Source organism: Gluconobacter sphaericus, assembly GCF_016757795.1.
Lineage (GTDB): Bacteria > Pseudomonadota > Alphaproteobacteria > Acetobacterales > Acetobacteraceae > Gluconobacter > Gluconobacter sphaericus.
Genome location: NZ_CP068419.1, coordinates 20314 through 39209 on the forward strand (window position 1 = coordinate 20314; position 18896 = coordinate 39209).

Below are 18896 nucleotides of genomic sequence, written 5' to 3' on the forward strand. Positions count from 1 at the left end.
AGGACCCGGGCAGCTTCCCTGCCCGGGTTTTAAAAAGCAGACTACGATGAGGATGTATTTTTCCGCCCCTGTGCTGTGCGCTCTATTCGCGCTCCATGGGGTGGCTGGCGCCACACCTGCCACCACATTGCAGGAGTTGATAGGATCAAAGCTCGGAGTATCCCGATATCAGGGAGCGGATGTCGTGCTGAACGAAGCCGGTACATCACGGCAATATCTTGTCTATGCCCGAGACCGCAAATGGTGCGGCGCAACCGGTGGATGCACGCTCTTCATACTCACGAATAGTGGCAATGATTGGCGCATCCTGTCACGCATGATGCTGGTTCAGCTGCCCGTTCACCTCCTGCCTCATCTGTCACAGGGCTGGCATGATCTCGTCATTTCCTATTCCGGAAGACTGCCGGATGGGCACCCTGCCCTTGTGAGCAGTCGCATGCGGTTCAATGGCGTGAAGTATCCGTCCAATCCATCAGTCCCACCTGCTGAACCGATGACGCATCTGGAAGGGCTAAGTATTCTCGTCCCAGGCAGCCCGATACAGACGAGCACCTCGCATTAATCCTGAAGATTAAGCAACATTCCATCATACGCGGGCTCGACGCCTGCGGGTAGCGTCTGACACAGGGACCGGTAATCCATATCCGGGCCCATATGGGTCAGGATCACGTGACGCACGCCAAGTCGCTCACGCCATTGCAGCACACGTTCAAGCCAGGCATGAGCCGGATGCGGGTCGTGCTGGAAGCAGTCAACAATCCAGGTCTGCACACCGTTAAGCGTGGACAGAGCCTCGTCTGAAAGTGTTTCAACGTCCGTGCTGTAGGCGAAGGTGCCACATCGCACGCCCAGAGATGTGATCCGCCCATGGCCCTGTTCGAAAATCTGGATGTCTAACCCAGGAAAAGAAACACTTTTTCCCTCCTGCACGACGCGCTCTTCAAAAACGGGCCGATAGAATTCCGGCCCTTTCCAGGGCGCGAATGCATAGGCGTAACGCAGACGCAATTCTTCAAGCACGTCCGGCGTCGCCAACAGCGGCAGAGGCGTGCCGATCACACGGTTGATGGCCCGCAATTCATCCAGGCCGCCAATATGATCGCTATGCGGATGCGTGTAGAGCACCGCATGGACATGACTCAGGCCGCAGTTCAGCATCTGATCGCGAAAATCAGGCCCTGAATCTACCAGAAGTCGAAAACCGCCCTCACCTTCGATCACGACCGATGACCGCGTACGCCGGTTCCGCGGCTCCATCGGGTCGCACGCGCCCCAGATCCCCGTACGTGGCCCCTCCTCGCCCCCAATCATGGGAACGCCCGCAGAACCGCCACATCCGAGGATCGTAACCTTCATGCAGCAATCCTTGTGAAGAGACGTTCAGCGTTTTCAGTCGTGATCCGCGTGATGTCATCAAGCGAAACACCCCGTACTTCAGCCAGTCGTGCAGCCGTATGGGCAACGTAACCTGGTGTATTGGGTTTGCCGCGCTTCGGGACCGGAGCAAGAAACGGGCTGTCCGTTTCCACCAGAATACGGTCTTCCGGCGCCATCCGTGCGACGTCGCGGATTTCCTCACATTTCGGGAAGGTCAGCAACCCGGAAAAGCTGATATAGCCCCCCAGCTCCAGAGCCGCCTCGGCCAGTTTTGGACCGGACGCGAAGCAGTGGATCAGAAACGGAAACGCTCCCTTGGCATGTTCGTCACGCAGAATGGCGATCATATCCTCATCCGCGTTGCGGGTGTGGATGACGACAGGTAATCCCGTTTGACGCGCAGCCGCAATATGGGTGCGGAAGGCAGCGTGCTGTGCTGGCTTGGCTTCATCCCCGCTATGGAAATAATCGAGTCCCGTTTCCCCGATTGCCACAACACACGGAGCTTGCGTCTTCGCGACCAGCTCTTCAACCGATGGCAGACGCTCTTCACCCGCATAATCCGGATGAATGCCAATCGCGCACCAGATCCGCAGATCCGACGTGTCATGCTGCGTCAGGGCAATCTGCGTATCCGCTTGGGAAAAGCGCGTGCCGATCGTAATCATTCCGGAGAGGCCGAACTCCCGTGCCAGCGCGAAAGCAGGCGCAAGATCATCAAGCTTGTCCAGATGACAGTGGGTGTCGATCAGCCCCGTCATGCCTCTTCCTCGACAAAGCGCGGAAACAGACCTTCCGGCTTGGGCAACGTCCGGCCAGCGGGGATCAGCGTTTCAAGAGCCGCGAAATTCCGTTCGTCGTCCTGCACGCCGAGCTGTGTCAGCATCTTGTCCATCGTGTTCGGCATGAAAGGCTGAAGCATGGTTGCGATGCCTCGGATCATGTCCACGAGAACCCGCAGCACGTCCGCCATCCGCTCCGGATCGGTCTTCTTCAGGGCCCAAGGCGCCTGACGGTCGATATAGGAGTTGGCAGCGCGAATGACCTTCCAGACTTCCTCCAGCGCATCTGTGATCGCCTTGCGTTCGATCTGCTCGGACATAATCGTCGGCAGCAGCGTCACCATGGCCAGCATGGCCTGATCGTCTTCGGTCAGCGTGCCGCGCTCGGGCAGAACACCACCCAAATTGCGGGCCACCTGGCTCAACGTACGCTGGCACAGATTGCCAAGATCGTTCGCAAGCTCAACATTCGTGCGGGTGATCATGGAGCGACGGCTGAAATTGGAATCGCCGCCGAACGGCACTTCGCGCATCAAGAAGAAGCGTAGCGCATCCAGCCCGAATTCGTCGGCCAACGCCTTCGGATCAAGCACGTTGCCGAGAGACTTGCTCATCTTCTCGCCCTCGACCGTCCACCAACCATGGGCAAAGACGCTCTTCGGCAGATCGATACCGGCCGCCATCAGGAACGCGGGCCAGTACACGCAGTGAAAGCGCGCGATTTCCTTGCCTACGACATGGATGTCCGCAGGCCAGAACTTCGCGCGGGGATCATCAAGATCAGGATAGCCCACAGCCGTCAGGTAATTCGCCAGCGCGTCGAACCAGACATACATGACATGGTCCGGATCGTTCGGAACCGGAACGCCCCATTTGAAACTCGTGCGGCTGACGGACAGGTCGCGCAGACCCTGACGCACAAAGCTCTCGATCTCACGACGGGGGCCGACGGGGGCGATGAAGTCGGGATTATCTTCATACAACTTCAGGAGACGGTCCTGAAAATCGGACAGACGGAAGAAGTAGGACGGTTCCTTGACGCGCTCGACCGGCGCACCGGACGGGGCCACAAATGTTCCGTCGGGCTTTTTGACCAGTTCATCCTCGCCTATGAAGGCTTCATCGCGGGTGGAATACCAGCCTTCATAGGCACCCAGATAGATATGCCCGTTCGCCGCAACCTTCTCCCAAAGCGCCTTAGCCGCGCCCTTGTGACGCTCCTCGGTGGTGCGGATGAACTCATCGGTCGAGATCGCCATGTCCTTCTGCATCTGGCGGAAGGAGGCTGAAACCTCGTTGGCATAGGCCTGCGGATCCATACCCTTGGCAACGGCCGTCTGCTCGACCTTCTGGCCGTGCTCGTCCGTCCCGCTGACAAACAGAACCTCTTCGCCGTTCAGGCGATGGAAGCGGGCCAAAACGTCGGCCGCAATAGAGGTATAGGCATGCCCGATATGCGGAGCGCCGTTCACATAGAAGATCGGGGTCGTGATGGTGAAGCGCCGCGTCATGTCCACTCGTTTCATAACGCCCGGACCATCTCAGCTGCCGGAAGCGAGTTCCGCTGCCTGACGGATGGCCTGGGCCTTGTCCAGATTGAAGCCTTCGGTCTGACGCCTCAGCGTGTCCAGTTCAGAACACTGCCGCGCCGCCAGATCGGCCTTTGCAAGATCCCCATGTCGCGCTGCCGAGCGCGCACGGTCTGCCAGTCCCTCGCCTAGCAAATCGCAGAGCAATGCGAAACCTTCAGCCTCTCTCGCAATACGCTCGCTCAGGGCCATGGTTTCCGATCCACGCACCTGTCCGGCCAGGATTTCCGCCACAAATGAGGCAATCGCCCCGTCCCGGTCCTGCGAGAGAAAGAGTGCCCGGCCTGGCGATCCATGGGCCCGTGCCAGCACATCCGCAGAAACACCGGGCAGTGCGGCGCGCATATCCGCGTCGGACAGCGCGGACAAAGCGAGCATCCGGCACCGGCTGCGGATCGTGGGCAGGAGCGCGCCCGGAGAAGACGTCGTCAGGAGAAGGACACAGCGCGGAGGAGGCTCTTCAAGGATCTTGAGCAGCGCGTTGGCCGCGAACCGGTTCAGATATTCCGCCCCGTCCACGATCACCACACGCCAGCCGCCTTCGGTTGCCGTGTGATGCAGGAAGGTCTGGACCGGGCGCACATCCGCCGCAGTAATTTCCCCGCGCAGACGCCCTTTTTTTTCGTCCACGACCCGCGAAATTTCCAGCAAATCCCCATGTGTTCCGGCCGCAATACGCCGTGCCTGCGACGATTCCGGATTTTCCGCATTCAGCAGCAGCCGGGCCAGACGGAAGGCCAGCGTCGCCTTGCCAATTCCTGCCGGGCCACAGATCAGCCAGGCATGATGCAGCTTGCCACCGGCCAGGGCCTGCCGGAACGTCGCTTCCGCGTCGCCGTGACCATACAGCTCCAGAGTGTGACGCGGATCGCTCACACGCCCTGAACCGCAAGACGGGCCTGAACAGCTTGCAGAAGCGCCGCACCGACGATCTCGGGTGTCTGGGCCGCGTCAATTCGCTTCACGCGCGCTGGGTCCGCTGACGCAATCGCGTCAAACCCGGCCAGAACGCGCTCGTGAAACGCTTCTGCCTGACCTTCGTAACGATCTGTCTGTCCACCACGGGCATTAAGGCGCTCACGCGCCTGCGTCCGGGGAAGCTCAAGCATCAATGTCAGATCGGGCTCGAAATCCACGAGTTTGCGCGCGCCGTTCAGGAATTTCAGAACATCCGGTGCACTCTGCCCGACGCCATAGCCTTGATAGGCAAACGTCGAATCATGAAAGCGGTCACACACCACGATCTCGCCCCGCTCAAGCGCCGGCAGAATGGCGTTATCGAGATGGTCCGACCGGGCGGCCATGTGCATCAGGATTTCCGCCCGCCAGGAGAGATCAACCTTTCCAAACAGCAGCAGGTTGCGGATTTCTTCCGCGCCCGGCGTGCCACCAGGCTCTCGCGTCAGCAGAACATTATGCCCTTGCGCACGCAGGGCCTCAGCCAGAAGGCGGGCCTGCGTGGATTTCCCCGCGCCCTCACCACCTTCTAGTGTGACAAACAGTCCTTTTCCAGCCATGCCCTTACTGCGCAGGGCCGTGGCCCAGACGCGTCATCGCGCGGGCGACCAGTCCAAGCTTCGCAACCGATTCGCCTGCTTCAAGCGGCACGCGGATATCGGCCATGTTCGGCGCGGAAATCACCAGCGCTCCGCAAACCTGCCCCTTCGTTACGGGGGCAATCACCGGCGACGCATAATCCACGGCGATATGGGAGCGCTGCTGCCAGCCGACCGGCAACGTCATGACAATATCCGCACCGGCGACCAACGACACCTTACGATGCTCGCCCATCCAGACCGGCGCGGAATCGACGACCTGTCCACGGCGGAACAGTGTAGCGTTCTCGAAATTGGCAAACGCCCAGGACATCAGGCGTTCGCCCTCATGCGCGCGCTCGTTGCTCGACGCAGTACCGTTGATGACGACGATCACACGGTTGCCGTTGCGCTTGGAACTGGCACAGAGGCCAAACCCGCCCGCATCGGTATGGCCGGTCTTCAGACCATCTGCGAGGCCCTTGTCCACCAGCACGTTCCGGTTACCCTGACGGATCCGGTTATAGGTGAACTCAAGCTCACCGAAATAATGATAATACTGCGGGAAATCGCGGATCAGATGCGAGGCCACGGTTGCGACATCGCGCGCCGTCATGAAGTGGCCTTCTGCGGGCAGACCCGTCACGTTGGCGAAATGCGAGTTCATCATGCCGAGCTTCGGCGCTTCCTCGTTCATCATCGCAACAAAACGCTCTTCAGACCCGGCAATCCCTTCCGCCAGCACGATGCAGGCATCATTGCCCGACTGGATCAACATCCCCTGGATCAGGTCGGACACCAGAACGCTCTGGCCCAGCGGCACGAACATCTTGGAGCCCTGCGTACGCCAGGCTTTCTCGCTGACCGGCAGGCTCTGCTCCAGACGGATACGCCCCGTCGCCAGCATGCCGAATACGATATAGGCCGTCATCATCTTCGTCAGCGAAGACGGCGCCATACGCTCCTCGGAAGCTTTGTCGAGCAGGACAGCGCCCGTGTCGTAATCCACGACGTAGGCCCAGCGCGCCACGGTATCGAACGGTCCGATCGGCGTGTTTGCCGGCGTGCCGACAGGTGCGTCAGCCGCAGGAGCCGCAGCCGCGGTTTTCGCAGCGTGGCCAGCATGACGGTGCGGGCGGGCAAACGCCTTCAGGGGTCCCGCAAAAGAAGCACAGGCCGCAATGCCTGCCACCCCACCGAAAAGAGAGCGTCTAGTCCGCACGTTCGTCCCCAGTTTCACGGCCTTCACACAACCGGCCATCATTCCACAATGATCCGCGCGCCCTCTACCCCGCACAGGCGGGTGCGGTCCAGTGCCGCGTCTGCCTGTGCGATATCGGCATAGGGCCCGCCAAAAACACGCCATTCCAGTCCCGCGCCTTCGGAGGCGTGCAGGACTGTACCACCACAGCGCAGTGCGACACTTGCCGCCGTCGCATGGCCAGAAAAAATTCCCATCAGGACATACAGCCCCGACGGCCCCGAACTGCCCTGCATCCAGGTCGTAGGCAACGGCCCCACGGCAACGGAAGACGACGCCGCGGACGAGTCGTTACCATAAACCCGCGAAGACCCGTCACTCAGGGATGTCTCGCGAACTTCCCCGACAGGAGCCGCTGAAATATTCTGGGCAGGCGGCTTGCCCAACCCTTCCGCCAGCGCCCGACTGGCCGCTTCGTCTTCCGTGACCTCAACGGGCGTATCCACAGTCATGCCCAGCAGATCCGCAGCCTTCGGAGAAAGCGCAATGATGCGCCCCGGATCCGCCGGCCCACGATCGGTCAGCCGGATCCGGACGATCCGCCCATTCAGCAAATTGCGGATACTGACGATCGCCGGAAGCTGGAGCGTCTGATGCGCACCCGTCATGCCGCTCGCAGACCAGGTCTCACCATCCGCCGTCAATCCACCAACCGGTGCTTGCTGCCGCGTTGCCAGACCTGTCACGTGGTAGTCAAACTGCTCGTTGGGATAGAACCAGCCGTGCGTTCCGCGCCAGGCACTTCCCAATTCGTAATGCGGATGCGCGGCTGGCGTCGGCCCTTCACGGTGACAGGCCGCAAGAAGGGGCAGAAGGACCAGAGCGGCCCCGTAATTACGCAGAGACAATGCCCGTCCCCAGAAGCCCGACGCCGAGCGCATAATAGTCCGAAGGGTTATAACGGCGGATCACGTTGAAGTTGTGATAGACCATGAAGGCCTGTGTCCCCGGGCCATCGGGCTGCACGACAGCGCCTTTTACGTTCGACTGCGAGAACGCCGTCCCATCCACGCGACGCACACCCAGCGCCATCCATTCGGCCAGTGTCCGCTGACGGGTCCGGCCGATCTCGGCCTTGTCGAGCACCTTGGTCAGCGTGATTTCCTGGCCCCAGGGTTCGTTGCGCTGCCAGCCGCATTTTCCGAGATAATTGGCGATGGACGCGAACACGTCTGGTTCTGATGTCCAGATGTTGCGCTTGCCGTCCCCGTCCCCATCCGCCGCGTAACGCAGATAGGCGCTAGGCATGAACTGCGCCTGCCCCATGGCACCCGCATAACTGCCGATCATTGCAGCTGGTGCGATATCGCCATCATTCAGGATCTGGAGCGCCTTCATGAGTTCATTGCGGAAGAAGGCAGAACGCCGTCCGTCAAAAGCCAGAGTCGCGAGCGCGTCGATGACGGGATACGTTCCGTCATGGGCACCAAATCCCGACTCGAGACCCCAGATCCCCATGACAGCGCGATCGTCGCATCCGAAGCGTGCGCTGATGGGAGACATCACGGCCTGCTGAGCGGCGTAGACGCTCCGCCCCTTCGCAAAGCGCGACTCCGGGAGAACGCGATCACGATACTGCGCCCAGGTCAGGGTGAACTCCGGCTGGTGACGGTCCAGTTTGAGTACGGAGGGGTTGGGCTGCGTCGTCAGACTGAGGGCCTGCGAGACGATCGAAGGTGAAAGACCCTGGGCCAGAGCCTGTGCCCGGACACTCTCAAGAAAAGCGCCATAACTCTGCACACTAACCTGCGCATTGGCGGATGAAAGCCCGGCCACCGCCGAACCGGCAACGGAAGTCAGGGCGGCAAGCAGATGGCGTCTTTGAAGCACGGTTAGGACCAGTCCCTTACGGGTAGAAATGATAGGACATACGCTAGCAATCCGCGACACGCACCGCCAGCCTCGGCGGAAGTGTCGCAGGTCATTCGCGCCGAAATATGGCAGGGCAAGATTGTCGTTGGCGCGCTGGCATGCGAAACCGGCGCCTCAATGTTCATGGAACCTCCCCACTCGTGATCGCCATCGGCCCCGCCATGGCCTCGCAGCCAGCCTGGCTGAAGGCAGCCACCATCATTGTTGGCACCTTCATTCTCGAAGACGTGGCAACGGTGCTTTCCGCCATTGCCGCCCGCGCCGGAGAAGTCAGCATCCCCGTTGCCCTGGGTGCGCTGTATTTCGGGGTAGCAGTCGGGGATATGGGCCTGTACGGGCTTGGCGCCGCCGGTGCCCGCTGGCCTTACCTCAAGCGGTTCCTGACCCTTCCCAAACGAGAACGTACACAGGACTGGTTCAGCACGAACGTCATCCGCGTCGTGGCCATCTCCCGCTTCGTGCCCGGCGCCAGGCTGCCACTCTATACGGCCTGCGGTTTCTTCCGGGCACCGTTCCTTCCCTTTGCCATGACCGCAGTTCTGGCTACGCTGGTCTGGACGACGTTCCTTTTCCTGCTCGCCACGAGAGTCGGGGGCTGGCTGCTCGCCCATCAGGGGGGCTGGCGCTGGGCCGGGCTGGCGGGGTTCGTCCTGTGTATCGTTGTCGTCGGGCGACTGATCGCCCGTCTCCAGACCGTGAGCCAATAGCAGCAATGTCCAAGTCAGAAGCCGACCAGAACCCCCTCTCCCTTTTCGAATTCTGGCCTGGGTCCATCTTCTACACCCCCATCGTCCTGTACTGGATCGCCATGGGGATCAAATACCGCGACCTCAGCATCTCGACCGCCGCCAATCCACGTATCGAAACGGGCGGCCTATGCGGCGAGAGCAAGTCCTCCATCCTCGACATGGGCGGCTCCACGGCCCAGTCCTATATCGCGCCTTATGTCGTCTTTCGCAGCGGCAAAGGTTCCGTTCGCCGTGCACTCGACGCCATGAAGCGCAAGGACCTGTCCTTCCCCGTCGTCATCAAGCCTGATATCGGCTGTAACGGCACGGGTGTGAAGCTCGTCCATAACCGCGAACAGCTCGAAGCCGTACTGCCGCAATTCCCTGATGACGTGGATATGCTGGCGCAGGACCTCATCACCGACCCCGTCGAGGCGGGGCTGTTCTACATCCGACATCCCGACGAGGCACATGGTCGCATCACCTCGATCACCTACAAGGAAGCGCCAGTCCTGACGGGCGATGGCGTCTCCACGATCGAGGAACTGATCCTGCGCGATCCCCGCATGAGCCTGGTGCCGCAGATCTACCTACCGCGTCTGGCCGGACGGGAGAAAAAAGTCCTCGCAAAGGGTGAGGAAATGCCGCTGGTCTTCGCAGGCAACCACTGCAAAGGTTCCGTCTTCCGCGACGGACGCGCCGACACCACGGACGCGCTGACCACATGCCTCGACGCCATCATGAAAGATATCCCGGATTTCCACTTCGGGCGCGTGGACGTGAAAGCCGCTTCCATTGAAGATCTGCGCCGAGGCGAAAATTTCCGGATCATCGAGATCAACGGTGTCGGCTCCGAAGCAACCCATATCTGGGACCGTCGCACAACACTGTGGGAAGCCTACCGCGCCCAGTTCTCACATTACCGTCAGACGTTCCTGATCGGTGCTGCCAACAGGGCGCGTGGATGGAAAACGTCGGGCGCGTTCTCGATGCTACATTCCTGGCGCAAACAGCGTCGGCTGCTGGCGTCTTATCCGTTGAACGATTGAATCCTGCCTGGCAGGCTGGCTTTACTGGCCCAGCTTGCCGCCGCCAAAGATGTAATTGCTAACCTGCTGTTCGAGCGACAGCTGATCCCGCGTGTCGGTGATCTTGCCTTCGCCAGACAGCGTCACGCGGGAATGACCGGGCTGAATCTGCAGGGCATTATCCGCTGTCATGGTCGGCGCACCGATGCCCACAGCCGTATCAACGGGAAGATGAAGGCGCTGGTCCACTGTAAAGGCCACATCGGCCATTTGCGTACGCGGATCAAGGGTGATGGAGACGACGCGTCCCACCGGAACACCTGCAAGATCGACATTCGCGCCCGTGTGTAAGCCATTCGCGGAATTGAAAGCCGCGTGCAGAACCTCACCCTGGAAATCAGGCCCTTTGCGCAGGGCATTGCCGTAGACGAGGAATGTCCCGGCAATCGCCAAAACGAGACCACTGGCCAGGATGGCACCCCCACGGCCGCTCAATGTTGACTGCATGCCAGCCTCGCCTTCCGGAAAATCTTGAACAGAACGGGAGTTAGTCCTCCCTTGACCGCCCGGTCAAGGTGAAGACCGTGGGTGTCAAAGAGGTTACCTCCAAGGTTGCGTCCTCTGCCACCATCAGGCAAGTGATCTGCTTTCCCGCCTTTGTGACGAAGGCTTCCACCCGAAACAGGCTCCATGACGCTTCTCCAGGCCCTCATCCTCGCCATCGTTCAGGGCATTACCGAACCCTTCCCGGTCAGCAGCCTCGGCCATGCCGTACTTCTGCCCGCGCTCCTGCACTGGGATCTGGACGAACACGCTCCGATGTTCCTGCCGTTCCTGACCATGCTGCATGTTGGCACGCTGGTCGCACTGGCCGGTGTGTTCTGGCGGGACTGGATGGCCATTCTGGGCGGCATGTTCGGTCGTTACGGCAGTCATCGGCAGATGGAGGCGATTCGGATCTTTGGACTACTGGTTATCGCCACCATTCCCGCCGTTCTGGTTGGATGGCTTCTGGAGCATCGCCTGCGTGCCGTGTTCGGCACGCCCCTCGCCGTTGCGGGATTCCTGATCCTCAATGGCTTCCTGCTGATGGTCACCGAATGGCTCCGACGTCAGAAGGGCTACCGCGACCACAAGCCCATCGCCACACTTACTCCCAAGGATGCTGTGATCATCGGCATCTGGCAGTGCCTGGCTTTGCTGCCGGGTCTGTCCCGGTCAGGTGCGACCATGAATGGTGGCCTGCTGCGCGGTCTGGACCATGAAACGGCCGCGCGGTTTTCGCTTCTGATGGCCCAACCCATTGTGCTTGCAGCCACGGTTCGTGAAGCCTGGCAGATGCGTCACATGACAATCTCACACAACATCATGGTGCAGTGTGTCGCCGGTGCCGTCGTTGCCGGTCTGACCGCGCTGATATGCTCGCTCGTGATGCTACGCTTCTTTCGCAACCATGATGGCTGGGCCCTGACACCGTTTGGTGTTTACTGCATTATGGCCGGCTTTTTCGCCGGTGCCGCCATTCTTCTCTGACCTTTCCAGCCGCCGTTTTTCGCGGCACATTGCGGATCATGCCAGCTTCGATACAATCTCCCCCAGATACTCGCGGACCAGACCGCCGGAAGACCCTTGAACAGGTCCTGTTCGAAAACGACACGAATGGCCTCAAGCGCAGCCTTACAGCCACTCAGTTGGTCATCCTCGGCGTCGGGTCCACGATCGGGGCGGGCATCTATGTCATGACCGGAACGGCCGCTGCGGAATATGCAGGCCCTTCCGTGCTGATTTCCTTCGTTATCGCGGCACTGGCCTGCCTGTTCACGGCCTTTTCGTATGGCGAACTATCCTCGACCCTTCCGGTGTCAGGCTCGGCCTATTCCTACGCCTATATCTCGATGGGCGAGAAAGTGGCCTGGATGGTCGGCTGGCTGCTGCTGCTGGAATATGGCATTTCATGCGCGGCCGTCGCGGCAGGCCTGTCGGGCTATGCAAGCTCCCTGCTGGGCGTCACCGGCTTTCACATACCACCCGCGCTGACCCACGCAACGCTCCAGCCCGTACCCGGAACGGCCGGTGCACAGATCAGCGCCGACTGGCGGTTCGATCTGATCGGCTTTACCGCGACGATGCTGGTAACTGCCCTGTTGGTCCGGGGCGTCGAGGAATCCGCCCGCATCAACACCATGATCGTAGCACTCAAGGTCGGGGTACTGTTCGTATTCGTGGCGCTGGGCATCGGGGCCGTCAATCCAGCAAACTGGCACCCGTTCATTCCCGCCAGTGAAGGCGGGTTCCATTACGGCGTACGCGGCATCTTCCGGGCAGCCTCGGTCATCTTCTTCGCCTATGTAGGGTTCGAAGCCGTTTCCACAGCTTCGGCCGAGGCCCGTAACCCCACCCGTGATGTTCCCATCGGCATCATCGGCAGCCTGCTGATCTGCACCATCGTCTACATGATCGTCGCGACCGTCCTGCTTGGCATCGTGCCCTATCGTGAACTGGACGTGCCGGATCCGCTCGCCATTGCCGTGAAGATCATGCAAACACCCTGGCTGTCCATGCTGGTCAATGTCGGGGCCACGATCGGCCTGTGCTCGGTCCTCATGGGCCTGATGTATGCGCAGTCCCGTGTCCTTCTGACCATCAGCCGCGACGGCCTGATCCCGCAGATCTTCAGCGTCATTCATCCGAAATTTCGTACGCCGTGGATCGGAACGATCGTCCTTGGCGTCGTAGTGGCCCTCATCACAGCAACGCTGCCGATCGACATCATCAGTGACCTCGTTTCCATCGGCACTGCCGCAGCGTTCGGGATTGTCTGCTTCACGGTCATCTGGCAGCGCAACACGCGGCCTGACATCGTGCGTCCCTTCAGCGTCCCGCTGGGCGGTATCCGCATCCGCGGGATCTGGATCGGCACGACACCCGCGCTCGGCATCCTGTTCTGCCTCGTCATGACCATTCCGCTGGTCTCGGACATGGTTCACGCCGTCACCAGCGGCAATCCAGTCCCGCTAATCCTTCTGGTAACCTATCTGGCGCTGGGCATTGCAACTTACGCCTTCTACGGGCGGCGTCATTCAAAAATGCGCCCCGGGCATCCCTCAGTCTGACGACATCGACGAACTGCCGGGCCCCATGCCCGGGCCCATATAGCTTCCCGGCGGAGGCCGGCTGATCGGGGGCGCCATCCGTTCCCAGGGCTCCTGAGTCCCGGCTGCTGGCGGCATCATGGAAAAACGCGAACGAGGCAACGCCTCGGGGCATTCATCACGGATGCGGGCGATGATTTTCTCACGGATATCACACCGCAGATCCCAGCTCTGAAGAGCTGTGCGCGCACTGGCGATGATGCGGATGGACATGACATGCGCATCGCAATCCGCTACCTGAACGTCGAACACGCGCCCGTCCCAGAGTGGACATCCCCGCACGATTTCGTTCAGCATTTCGCGGATCTTGTCCATCGGCGCCTGATAATCGACCCACAGGAACACAACGCCAATGATGGCCGCAGAATTATGCGTCCAGTTCTCGAACTGGTTTTCCAGAAAATACGAGATCGGCACGATATGCCGCCGCCAGTCCCAGACCCGCAGTACCACATAAGTCGCGTTGATTTCCTCAACCCAGCACCAATCGCCATTGATGATGATCAGATCTTCCATCCGGATCGGCTGGGTCAACGCGATCTGGACACCTGCAATCAGGTTCGTCAGCAGCCCGCGTGCGGACAGACCGACGATCAGGGACGCTGCCCCCGCAGACGCGAACAGGGACAGCCCGTACTGCTTGACCGACGGAAACAGCATAAGCGCCGAGGCCACAGTCACGATGCCCACCAGAATTTCCGTCAACCGTCGCAGGACGCGGATCTGCGTCTGGTGCGAGCGGATCATGATGTCGTCGGTCTCTTCGCGCGCCGCCAGGCGGTTGAGATAGACCTCCGTCATGATCCGGAAGACCATGATGGCCGAGAACCCGAAAGTCAGAATCAGCAGGAACAGGAAGAAGAGCTGAAGATCGTCTTCCTGCGCCGCCGTAAATCCGGTTGCAGCCGGCAGCGCGGACAGCATGGCCAGGAGCGCCACCATCAGCCGCGTAGGCCTACGCAGGGAAGAGACGATGCGCCGGATCAGCGCAGCCTTGCGCGATCCCGGTATCCGCAGAAGCTGCGTCGTCACCAGATTGCCGCAATAGAACGCCAGCACCCCCACAACCACCAGCATCAGCACCGAAACGACGGAAGCAGGCAGCCAGGTGAAGTAGGACCGTATGGCAAACAGGGTGCTGACAAAATGTTGCGTCACCAGATGAAGGACTCCTTGCGTTAAAAGGAATTGCGGGCCTGAAAGAGGCCAAATGGATTGGAAAACCGTGATACCTCAAATGCCACGGGCACCCCGGCCAATGCGACCCGTAAAAACATCTTATTTTCCCAGGACTAACGTGTTGACACCCTGAAAGATCCCCCTTAAAACCCCGCGACAACGCCGGTTAACCCCGGCCAGATGGCGGTGTAGCTCAGTGGTAGAGCAGGGGAATCATAATCCCTTGGTCGGCGGTTCAAATCCGTCCACCGCTACCATCTTTTTTCCCAAAAGCAGAAATTTCATTGCGGCGCTGCCCTGCTGTGCGGGACCATTTCCTGTATTCTGCCCAGTATGATCAAGAAACCCCTCGCCGTCGTGACGATGGTCTATAACGAGCCGGAACATCTTCAAGTCTGGCGCCGTCATTATAGTGCGCAAGTCGGAGAAGGCGCCTGCTACGTAATCGATCACGGATCGGATGACAGCTCGACCGCCCATCTGGGGCAGGTCAACGTCGTCCGGATCCCCCGCTCTCCGCAGGACGATGAACGCCGCACCCGATCAATCGGAAAATTCTGCGACAGTCTGCTCGAATGGTATGACAGCGTCATTTATACGGACGTAGACGAAATCCTGCTCGCTGACCCGGCTTTCGTCCCTTCCCTGACGGAATTCGCACTCCTGAACCGCACCCCGATCGTCACCGCCACAGGGTTTGACGTCATTCATATCCCGGACGAAGAGGCGACGCTCGACTACAGCCGCCCCTTCTCCCTGCAACGTCACCATCTCCGCTTCTCCAGCGCGATGTGCAAACCGGTCCTGACCCGTACACCCATTACTTGGGCCCCCGGCTTTCACTGCTGCGAGGAAGCCGTTCCCAGCCTTGCAGCGCCGCTTTTCCTGTTCCATCTCCGCTACGCGGATCTGGCGTCAGGACTGAAGCGGCTGGAACGCACCCGCAGACAGCCCTGGATTTCCGAGAACGTCGGGCGCCACCAGCGTCTGGAAAACACGGACTGGGAGAACATGCTGCGCAGCATGGCTGGACTGCCCCGAACGGACAGCACGCTCGATAACCGTGACGCGCGTCTGAGCCATTGGCGCCAGCAGGTCGAAGACAGTGCGCAGACACGGTTAGATGACCGATACCGTCTTGATCTCCATCTGAGCGGCACAGAATTGTGGCGCGTTCCCGAGCGGTTCGTAGGGCGGGTCTGAGACAAAAAAAGCCGACCCTTTACGGGATCGGCTTTTTTTGTCTGTCTGAATCGAGGCTTCAGTCCGCCTCGACTTCAGCCATACGATGATCCTGATCATCTTCCGAGGGACGCTCAGTATTGTGTTCGGCGTCCTGTTCCTGCGAGGGCTGCTCCTCTTCGGAACGCTCTCCACGAGGCTCCCGCCTGTCTTCATAAGCGCGCTGGCGCTGCTGCTGGCGCTCGGTGCGCTCCTGCTGGCTCTTCTCGGCAGCCTGGTTCATGGCATTGAGAATACGGAAATAATGCTCCGCATGCTGGAAATAGGCTTCTGCAAGAATGCGGTCGCCAGTTCCGGTCGCGTCGCGGCCCAGCTGGAGATACTTCTCGAACAGCTGCTGCGCCGTACCACGGACCCGCAGATCGGGTCCGTTACTGTCAAACACATGGTTGCGGTTCAGAGGTGTCTGGGCATTGCTGCTGCGTGATGGCCCACTACCCGCACGATGATGCCGGCCTCTTATGCGCTTCATATTCATCGACCCGTGATGCACTTTCATGATGACGTGAACCGTTCCGCAACTGCAGAAAGTCCGACCGCCGCTGTCGAAAAAGACGTTTGTCTGTTCCGCTATGGCTGAACCCAGCTCAGCCAGTCTTCCATCGTCAGTGCATGATGACATGAACGATGGGCAAAGATGCGCCTGACAGTGCTTGCAAAAACACCCTCAATTCACATGCATTGGCTTTAGCAATACCAAGTTTCATCAGTCAAGCCAACGGTTTTTCGTCACGATCCGCCCCCGCGCGTCCGATTGCAGGACGAGGGCTCTTTCGATGCCGCCCAGATCGGCCCTATGCGCCACGTCCCGCAGCCCGCTCGACACTCCCAGAGCAGAGACCGCATCGATCTGCCCGATCCCCATCTCCAGGATCCCGTACCCGCCCGGGACCAGAAGCGTAGGCAACGCAGCGCAGAGAATGCGATAGGCATCCAGCCCGTCTGTCCCGCCATCCAGAGCCCGCGCCGGCTCATACTGCAAGACTTCGGGCATCAGTCCCGCCAGATCCCCGGTCTCGATGTAAGGCGGATTGGACAGAACCACGTCAAAGCGGGCGTTCAGTGCATCCGCCCAGCTTCCGGCCAGAAAGACGCTACGTTTTCCCAGCCCGGTCCGGATGGCATTGCGCCTTGCCAGTGCCGCCGCCTGCGGAGACAGATCCACGCCGACACCCCTAGCTTGCGGATATTCGGACAGGGCCGCCAGCAGCAAACAGCCTGTTCCTGTTCCAAGGTCGAGAATGGAGATCGGCTCGTTGCGGTCCGGACAGACATCCAGCAAGGCTTCGATCAAGGCTTCGCTGTCGGCTCTGGGAATCAACGTGTCACGCCCTGTTTCCAGATCCAGCGTCCAGAATCCGGTCTCTCCCGTGATGAACGCCAGAGGTTCCCGCTCCAGACGCCGCTTCAGAGCCTCTGCGAATCGTAGCTCTTGCGCAGGCTCTACATCGTCCAGAGATAGAAGACCGGCTAGATCCCGTCCTGTCGCCCAGCATAGCAGGAGCCGAGCCTCACGGCGCGCATCCTCGACCCCGGCCTGCTCCAGCGCCTCTGACGCCTCCCGCAAAAGATCATCTTTGGCCATCATTGCCGCGAACCTGTTATAGTTGGTGTCATGAAGTCCAAACGCGCCTTCCTCTATTCCGCCCTGCTGCTTGGCTGCACGCTCAATCCTGTTCACGCCCAGTCGGAACTGTCCACGGAACTGCCCACGTCCTTTACCGTGACGGACGAGCGCGCGCCCGAAGAAATTTCGGAAGTCTCGCGCCTGTATCTGGACGGCAATCTGGTTGCGACCTTCAAACTGGGACTGTCCAAGGCCCATGAGACGCAGACGATCCCGCTTCCTGTCGGCCGGTTCGATGTCGATTATGCCCTGTGTGGCGAAATCACCATCGTCCATAACGGGCATCAGGAAACCCATCAGGTCAGCAGCGAAGGACAGCTCCACCATCCCGAAGGGCATTCGCTCGACGCCGTGGGGACCAATAACTTCACCGATTTCTTTCTGGTCGACTACGACGATGCTGCTGTTGCCACCCACCGGCATGGCCGCGCCGCCGTCTGCGCGACACCCAATACCTGAGGCTCAGAACCCTTCGGCGGCGAGTAGTTCCGTCTGCTCCTCGCGGGTCAGGGTATCGATGATCTCATCGAACTCACCGCTCATGATCCGGTCGATCTTGTAGAGGGTCAGATTGATCCGGTGATCCGTCACACGCCCTTGCGGAAAATTGTAGGTCCGGATGCGCTCTGAACGATCGCCCGTCCCGACCTGTGATTTCCGGTCCGCAGCCCGGGTGGCATGCAGCTGTGCGCGTTCCCGCTCATAAAGCCGGGCACGCAGGATCTTCATGGCCTTGGCCTTGTTCTTGTGCTGGCTTTTCTCTTCCTGCATCGCCACGACAATACCGCTGGGCATGTGCGTAATGCGAACCGCACTCTCGGTCTTGTTGACGTGCTGGCCGCCTGCCCCCGAGGCCCGGTAGACGTCAATCCGTAGATCATCGTCATTGACCGTCACATCGACTTCTTCGGCTTCAGGAAGCACGGCCACTGTCACCGTCGAGGTGTGGATCCGTCCCTGACTTTCCGTTGCCGGAACGCGCTGCACCCGATGCACTCCGGACTCGTATTTCAGACGCGCAAAAACCGACCGGCCTGAAATGGTCGCCATGCCTTCCTTGAGACCGGCAACTTCATTTTCGGCATATTCCATGACCTCGAAACGCCAGCCATTCTGTTCGGAAAAACGACGGTAGGCATCAAACAGTTCCGCAGCGAACAGTCCCGCCTCATCACCGCCCGCTGCGGGGCGGATTTCAAGGATGGCACTACGCTCATCCGCTGCATCTTTCGGCAGAAGCGCCAAACGCAGGGCATACTGAAGATCGGGCAAGGTCGCCTCGATCTCTGCCAGCTCCATCTGGGCCAACTCACGCATTTCTGGATCATCAAGCAGAGCCTGCGCCCCGGCTTTCTGTTCCTCAGCGCTTTTCCAGGCTTGGATGGAAGTGACCACGGGTTCCAGTTCAGCATATTCCTGCGACAGACGGGTGAAATCCTCACCCGTCAGTTCACCGGAAGACATTAAAGCCTGGACTTCCTCCGAACGCGCAACAATCCGCTCAAGCCTGTCGTCAAAAGCCAT

Annotated in this window: 20 protein-coding genes and 1 tRNA gene; 8 read left to right on the plus strand and 13 right to left on the minus strand. The window is 60.2% G+C overall.

Annotated features, from left to right (window positions below; genetic code table 11):
• Positions 1–46 precede the first annotated feature (46 nt).
• The gene (locus IGS75_RS00065) at positions 47–562 is read left to right on the plus strand and encodes a hypothetical protein (protein WP_202257164.1); all 516 of its coding nucleotides are present in this window, start codon (positions 47–49) and stop codon (positions 560–562) included.
• Here the strand turns inward: IGS75_RS00065 and IGS75_RS00070 are convergent.
• From IGS75_RS00070 to IGS75_RS00105, 8 genes are read right to left on the minus strand one after another with little or no spacing between them, the layout of a single operon-like run.
• The gene (locus IGS75_RS00070) at positions 559–1356 is read right to left on the minus strand and encodes an MBL fold metallo-hydrolase (RefSeq protein WP_202257165.1); all 798 of its coding nucleotides are present in this window, start codon (positions 1354–1356) and stop codon (positions 559–561) included. The two genes, IGS75_RS00065 and IGS75_RS00070, sit on opposite strands and share 4 nt — an antisense overlap.
• On the minus strand, positions 1353–2138 hold the full coding sequence (locus IGS75_RS00075) for a TatD family hydrolase (protein ID WP_141351116.1): 786 nt from the start codon (positions 2136–2138) through the stop codon (positions 1353–1355). Before IGS75_RS00075 ends, IGS75_RS00070 begins: the two co-directional genes overlap by 4 nt.
• Positions 2135–3670: a methionine--tRNA ligase gene (gene metG, locus IGS75_RS00080; RefSeq protein WP_202257166.1), complete on the minus strand. Its 1536-nt coding sequence runs from the start codon at positions 3668–3670 to the stop codon at positions 2135–2137. The genes IGS75_RS00075 and metG overlap by 4 nt, the downstream gene beginning before the upstream one ends.
• A 30-nt stretch (positions 3671–3700) precedes the next feature.
• Positions 3701–4624, minus strand: a complete 924-nt coding sequence (locus IGS75_RS00085; RefSeq protein ID WP_202257167.1) for a DNA polymerase III subunit delta' — start codon at positions 4622–4624, stop codon at positions 3701–3703.
• Positions 4621–5265: a dTMP kinase gene (gene tmk / locus IGS75_RS00090; RefSeq protein WP_202257168.1), complete on the minus strand. Its 645-nt coding sequence runs from the start codon at positions 5263–5265 to the stop codon at positions 4621–4623. The genes IGS75_RS00085 and tmk overlap by 4 nt, the downstream gene beginning before the upstream one ends.
• Positions 5266–5269: 4 nt before the next feature.
• The gene (locus IGS75_RS00095) at positions 5270–6547 is read right to left on the minus strand and encodes a D-alanyl-D-alanine carboxypeptidase family protein (protein WP_202257169.1); all 1278 of its coding nucleotides are present in this window, start codon (positions 6545–6547) and stop codon (positions 5270–5272) included.
• On the minus strand, positions 6544–7392 hold the full coding sequence (locus tag IGS75_RS00100; protein ID WP_202257170.1) for a septal ring lytic transglycosylase RlpA family protein: 849 nt from the start codon (positions 7390–7392) through the stop codon (positions 6544–6546). Before IGS75_RS00100 ends, IGS75_RS00095 begins: the two co-directional genes overlap by 4 nt.
• Positions 7379–8374, minus strand: a complete 996-nt coding sequence (locus IGS75_RS00105; protein ID WP_141351124.1) for a lytic murein transglycosylase — start codon at positions 8372–8374, stop codon at positions 7379–7381. The genes IGS75_RS00100 and IGS75_RS00105 overlap by 14 nt, the downstream gene beginning before the upstream one ends.
• Positions 8375–8556: 182 nt before the next feature.
• Between IGS75_RS00105 and IGS75_RS00110 the strand changes: the two genes are divergently transcribed.
• A complete protein-coding gene (locus IGS75_RS00110) occupies positions 8557–9123 on the plus strand; it encodes a DedA family protein (protein ID WP_202258009.1) in 567 nt (188 codons plus the stop codon).
• Between the two features lie 5 nt (positions 9124–9128).
• Entirely contained in the window at positions 9129–10193 is a 1065-nt protein-coding gene (locus tag IGS75_RS00115) for an ATP-grasp domain-containing protein (RefSeq protein WP_202257171.1), read from the plus strand.
• A 21-nt stretch (positions 10194–10214) separates the two neighbouring features.
• Here IGS75_RS00115 and IGS75_RS00120 read toward each other — a convergent pair whose 3' ends face one another.
• On the minus strand, positions 10215–10679 hold the full coding sequence (locus IGS75_RS00120) for an MlaD family protein (RefSeq protein ID WP_202257176.1): 465 nt from the start codon (positions 10677–10679) through the stop codon (positions 10215–10217).
• A gap of 183 nt (positions 10680–10862) precedes the next feature.
• On the opposite strand from IGS75_RS00120, the gene IGS75_RS00125 reads away from it, so the two are divergent.
• A complete protein-coding gene (locus IGS75_RS00125) occupies positions 10863–11705 on the plus strand; it encodes an undecaprenyl-diphosphate phosphatase (RefSeq protein WP_202257178.1) in 843 nt (280 codons plus the stop codon).
• Positions 11706–11743: 38 nt separating this feature from the next.
• Positions 11744–13285, plus strand: coding sequence for an amino acid permease (locus IGS75_RS00130; RefSeq protein WP_141351132.1), 1542 nt, complete (start codon positions 11744–11746; stop codon positions 13283–13285).
• Here the strand turns inward: IGS75_RS00130 and IGS75_RS00135 are convergent.
• On the minus strand, positions 13277–14482 hold the full coding sequence (locus IGS75_RS00135) for a mechanosensitive ion channel family protein (RefSeq protein WP_202257180.1): 1206 nt from the start codon (positions 14480–14482) through the stop codon (positions 13277–13279). The genes IGS75_RS00130 and IGS75_RS00135 overlap by 9 nt on opposite strands.
• Before the next feature lie 203 nt (positions 14483–14685).
• Here IGS75_RS00135 and IGS75_RS00140 point away from each other — a divergent pair.
• A tRNA-Met gene (locus IGS75_RS00140) sits at positions 14686–14760 on the plus strand.
• A 76-nt stretch (positions 14761–14836) separates the two neighbouring features.
• The gene (locus IGS75_RS00145) at positions 14837–15706 is read left to right on the plus strand and encodes a glycosyltransferase family 2 protein (protein WP_202257181.1); all 870 of its coding nucleotides are present in this window, start codon (positions 14837–14839) and stop codon (positions 15704–15706) included.
• 58 nt (positions 15707–15764) lie between these two features.
• On the opposite strand, the gene IGS75_RS00150 is transcribed toward IGS75_RS00145, so the two are convergent.
• Together IGS75_RS00150 and prmC are read right to left on the minus strand one after the other, a co-directional pair.
• Positions 15765–16223, minus strand: a complete 459-nt coding sequence (locus IGS75_RS00150; RefSeq protein WP_228123806.1) for a DUF4167 domain-containing protein — start codon at positions 16221–16223, stop codon at positions 15765–15767.
• 228 nt (positions 16224–16451) lie between these two features.
• A complete protein-coding gene (gene prmC / locus IGS75_RS00155) occupies positions 16452–17333 on the minus strand; it encodes a peptide chain release factor N(5)-glutamine methyltransferase (RefSeq protein ID WP_141351141.1) in 882 nt (293 codons plus the stop codon).
• Positions 17334–17360: 27 nt separating this feature from the next.
• Between prmC and IGS75_RS00160 the strand changes: the two genes are divergently transcribed.
• Positions 17361–17831, plus strand: a complete 471-nt coding sequence (locus IGS75_RS00160; RefSeq protein ID WP_141351144.1) for a hypothetical protein — start codon at positions 17361–17363, stop codon at positions 17829–17831.
• Positions 17832–17834: 3 nt separating this feature from the next.
• Here IGS75_RS00160 and prfA read toward each other — a convergent pair whose 3' ends face one another.
• Positions 17835–18896 (minus strand): peptide chain release factor 1, encoded by a 1062-nt coding sequence (prfA, locus tag IGS75_RS00165; RefSeq protein ID WP_202257183.1) that lies wholly within the window; start codon positions 18894–18896, stop codon positions 17835–17837.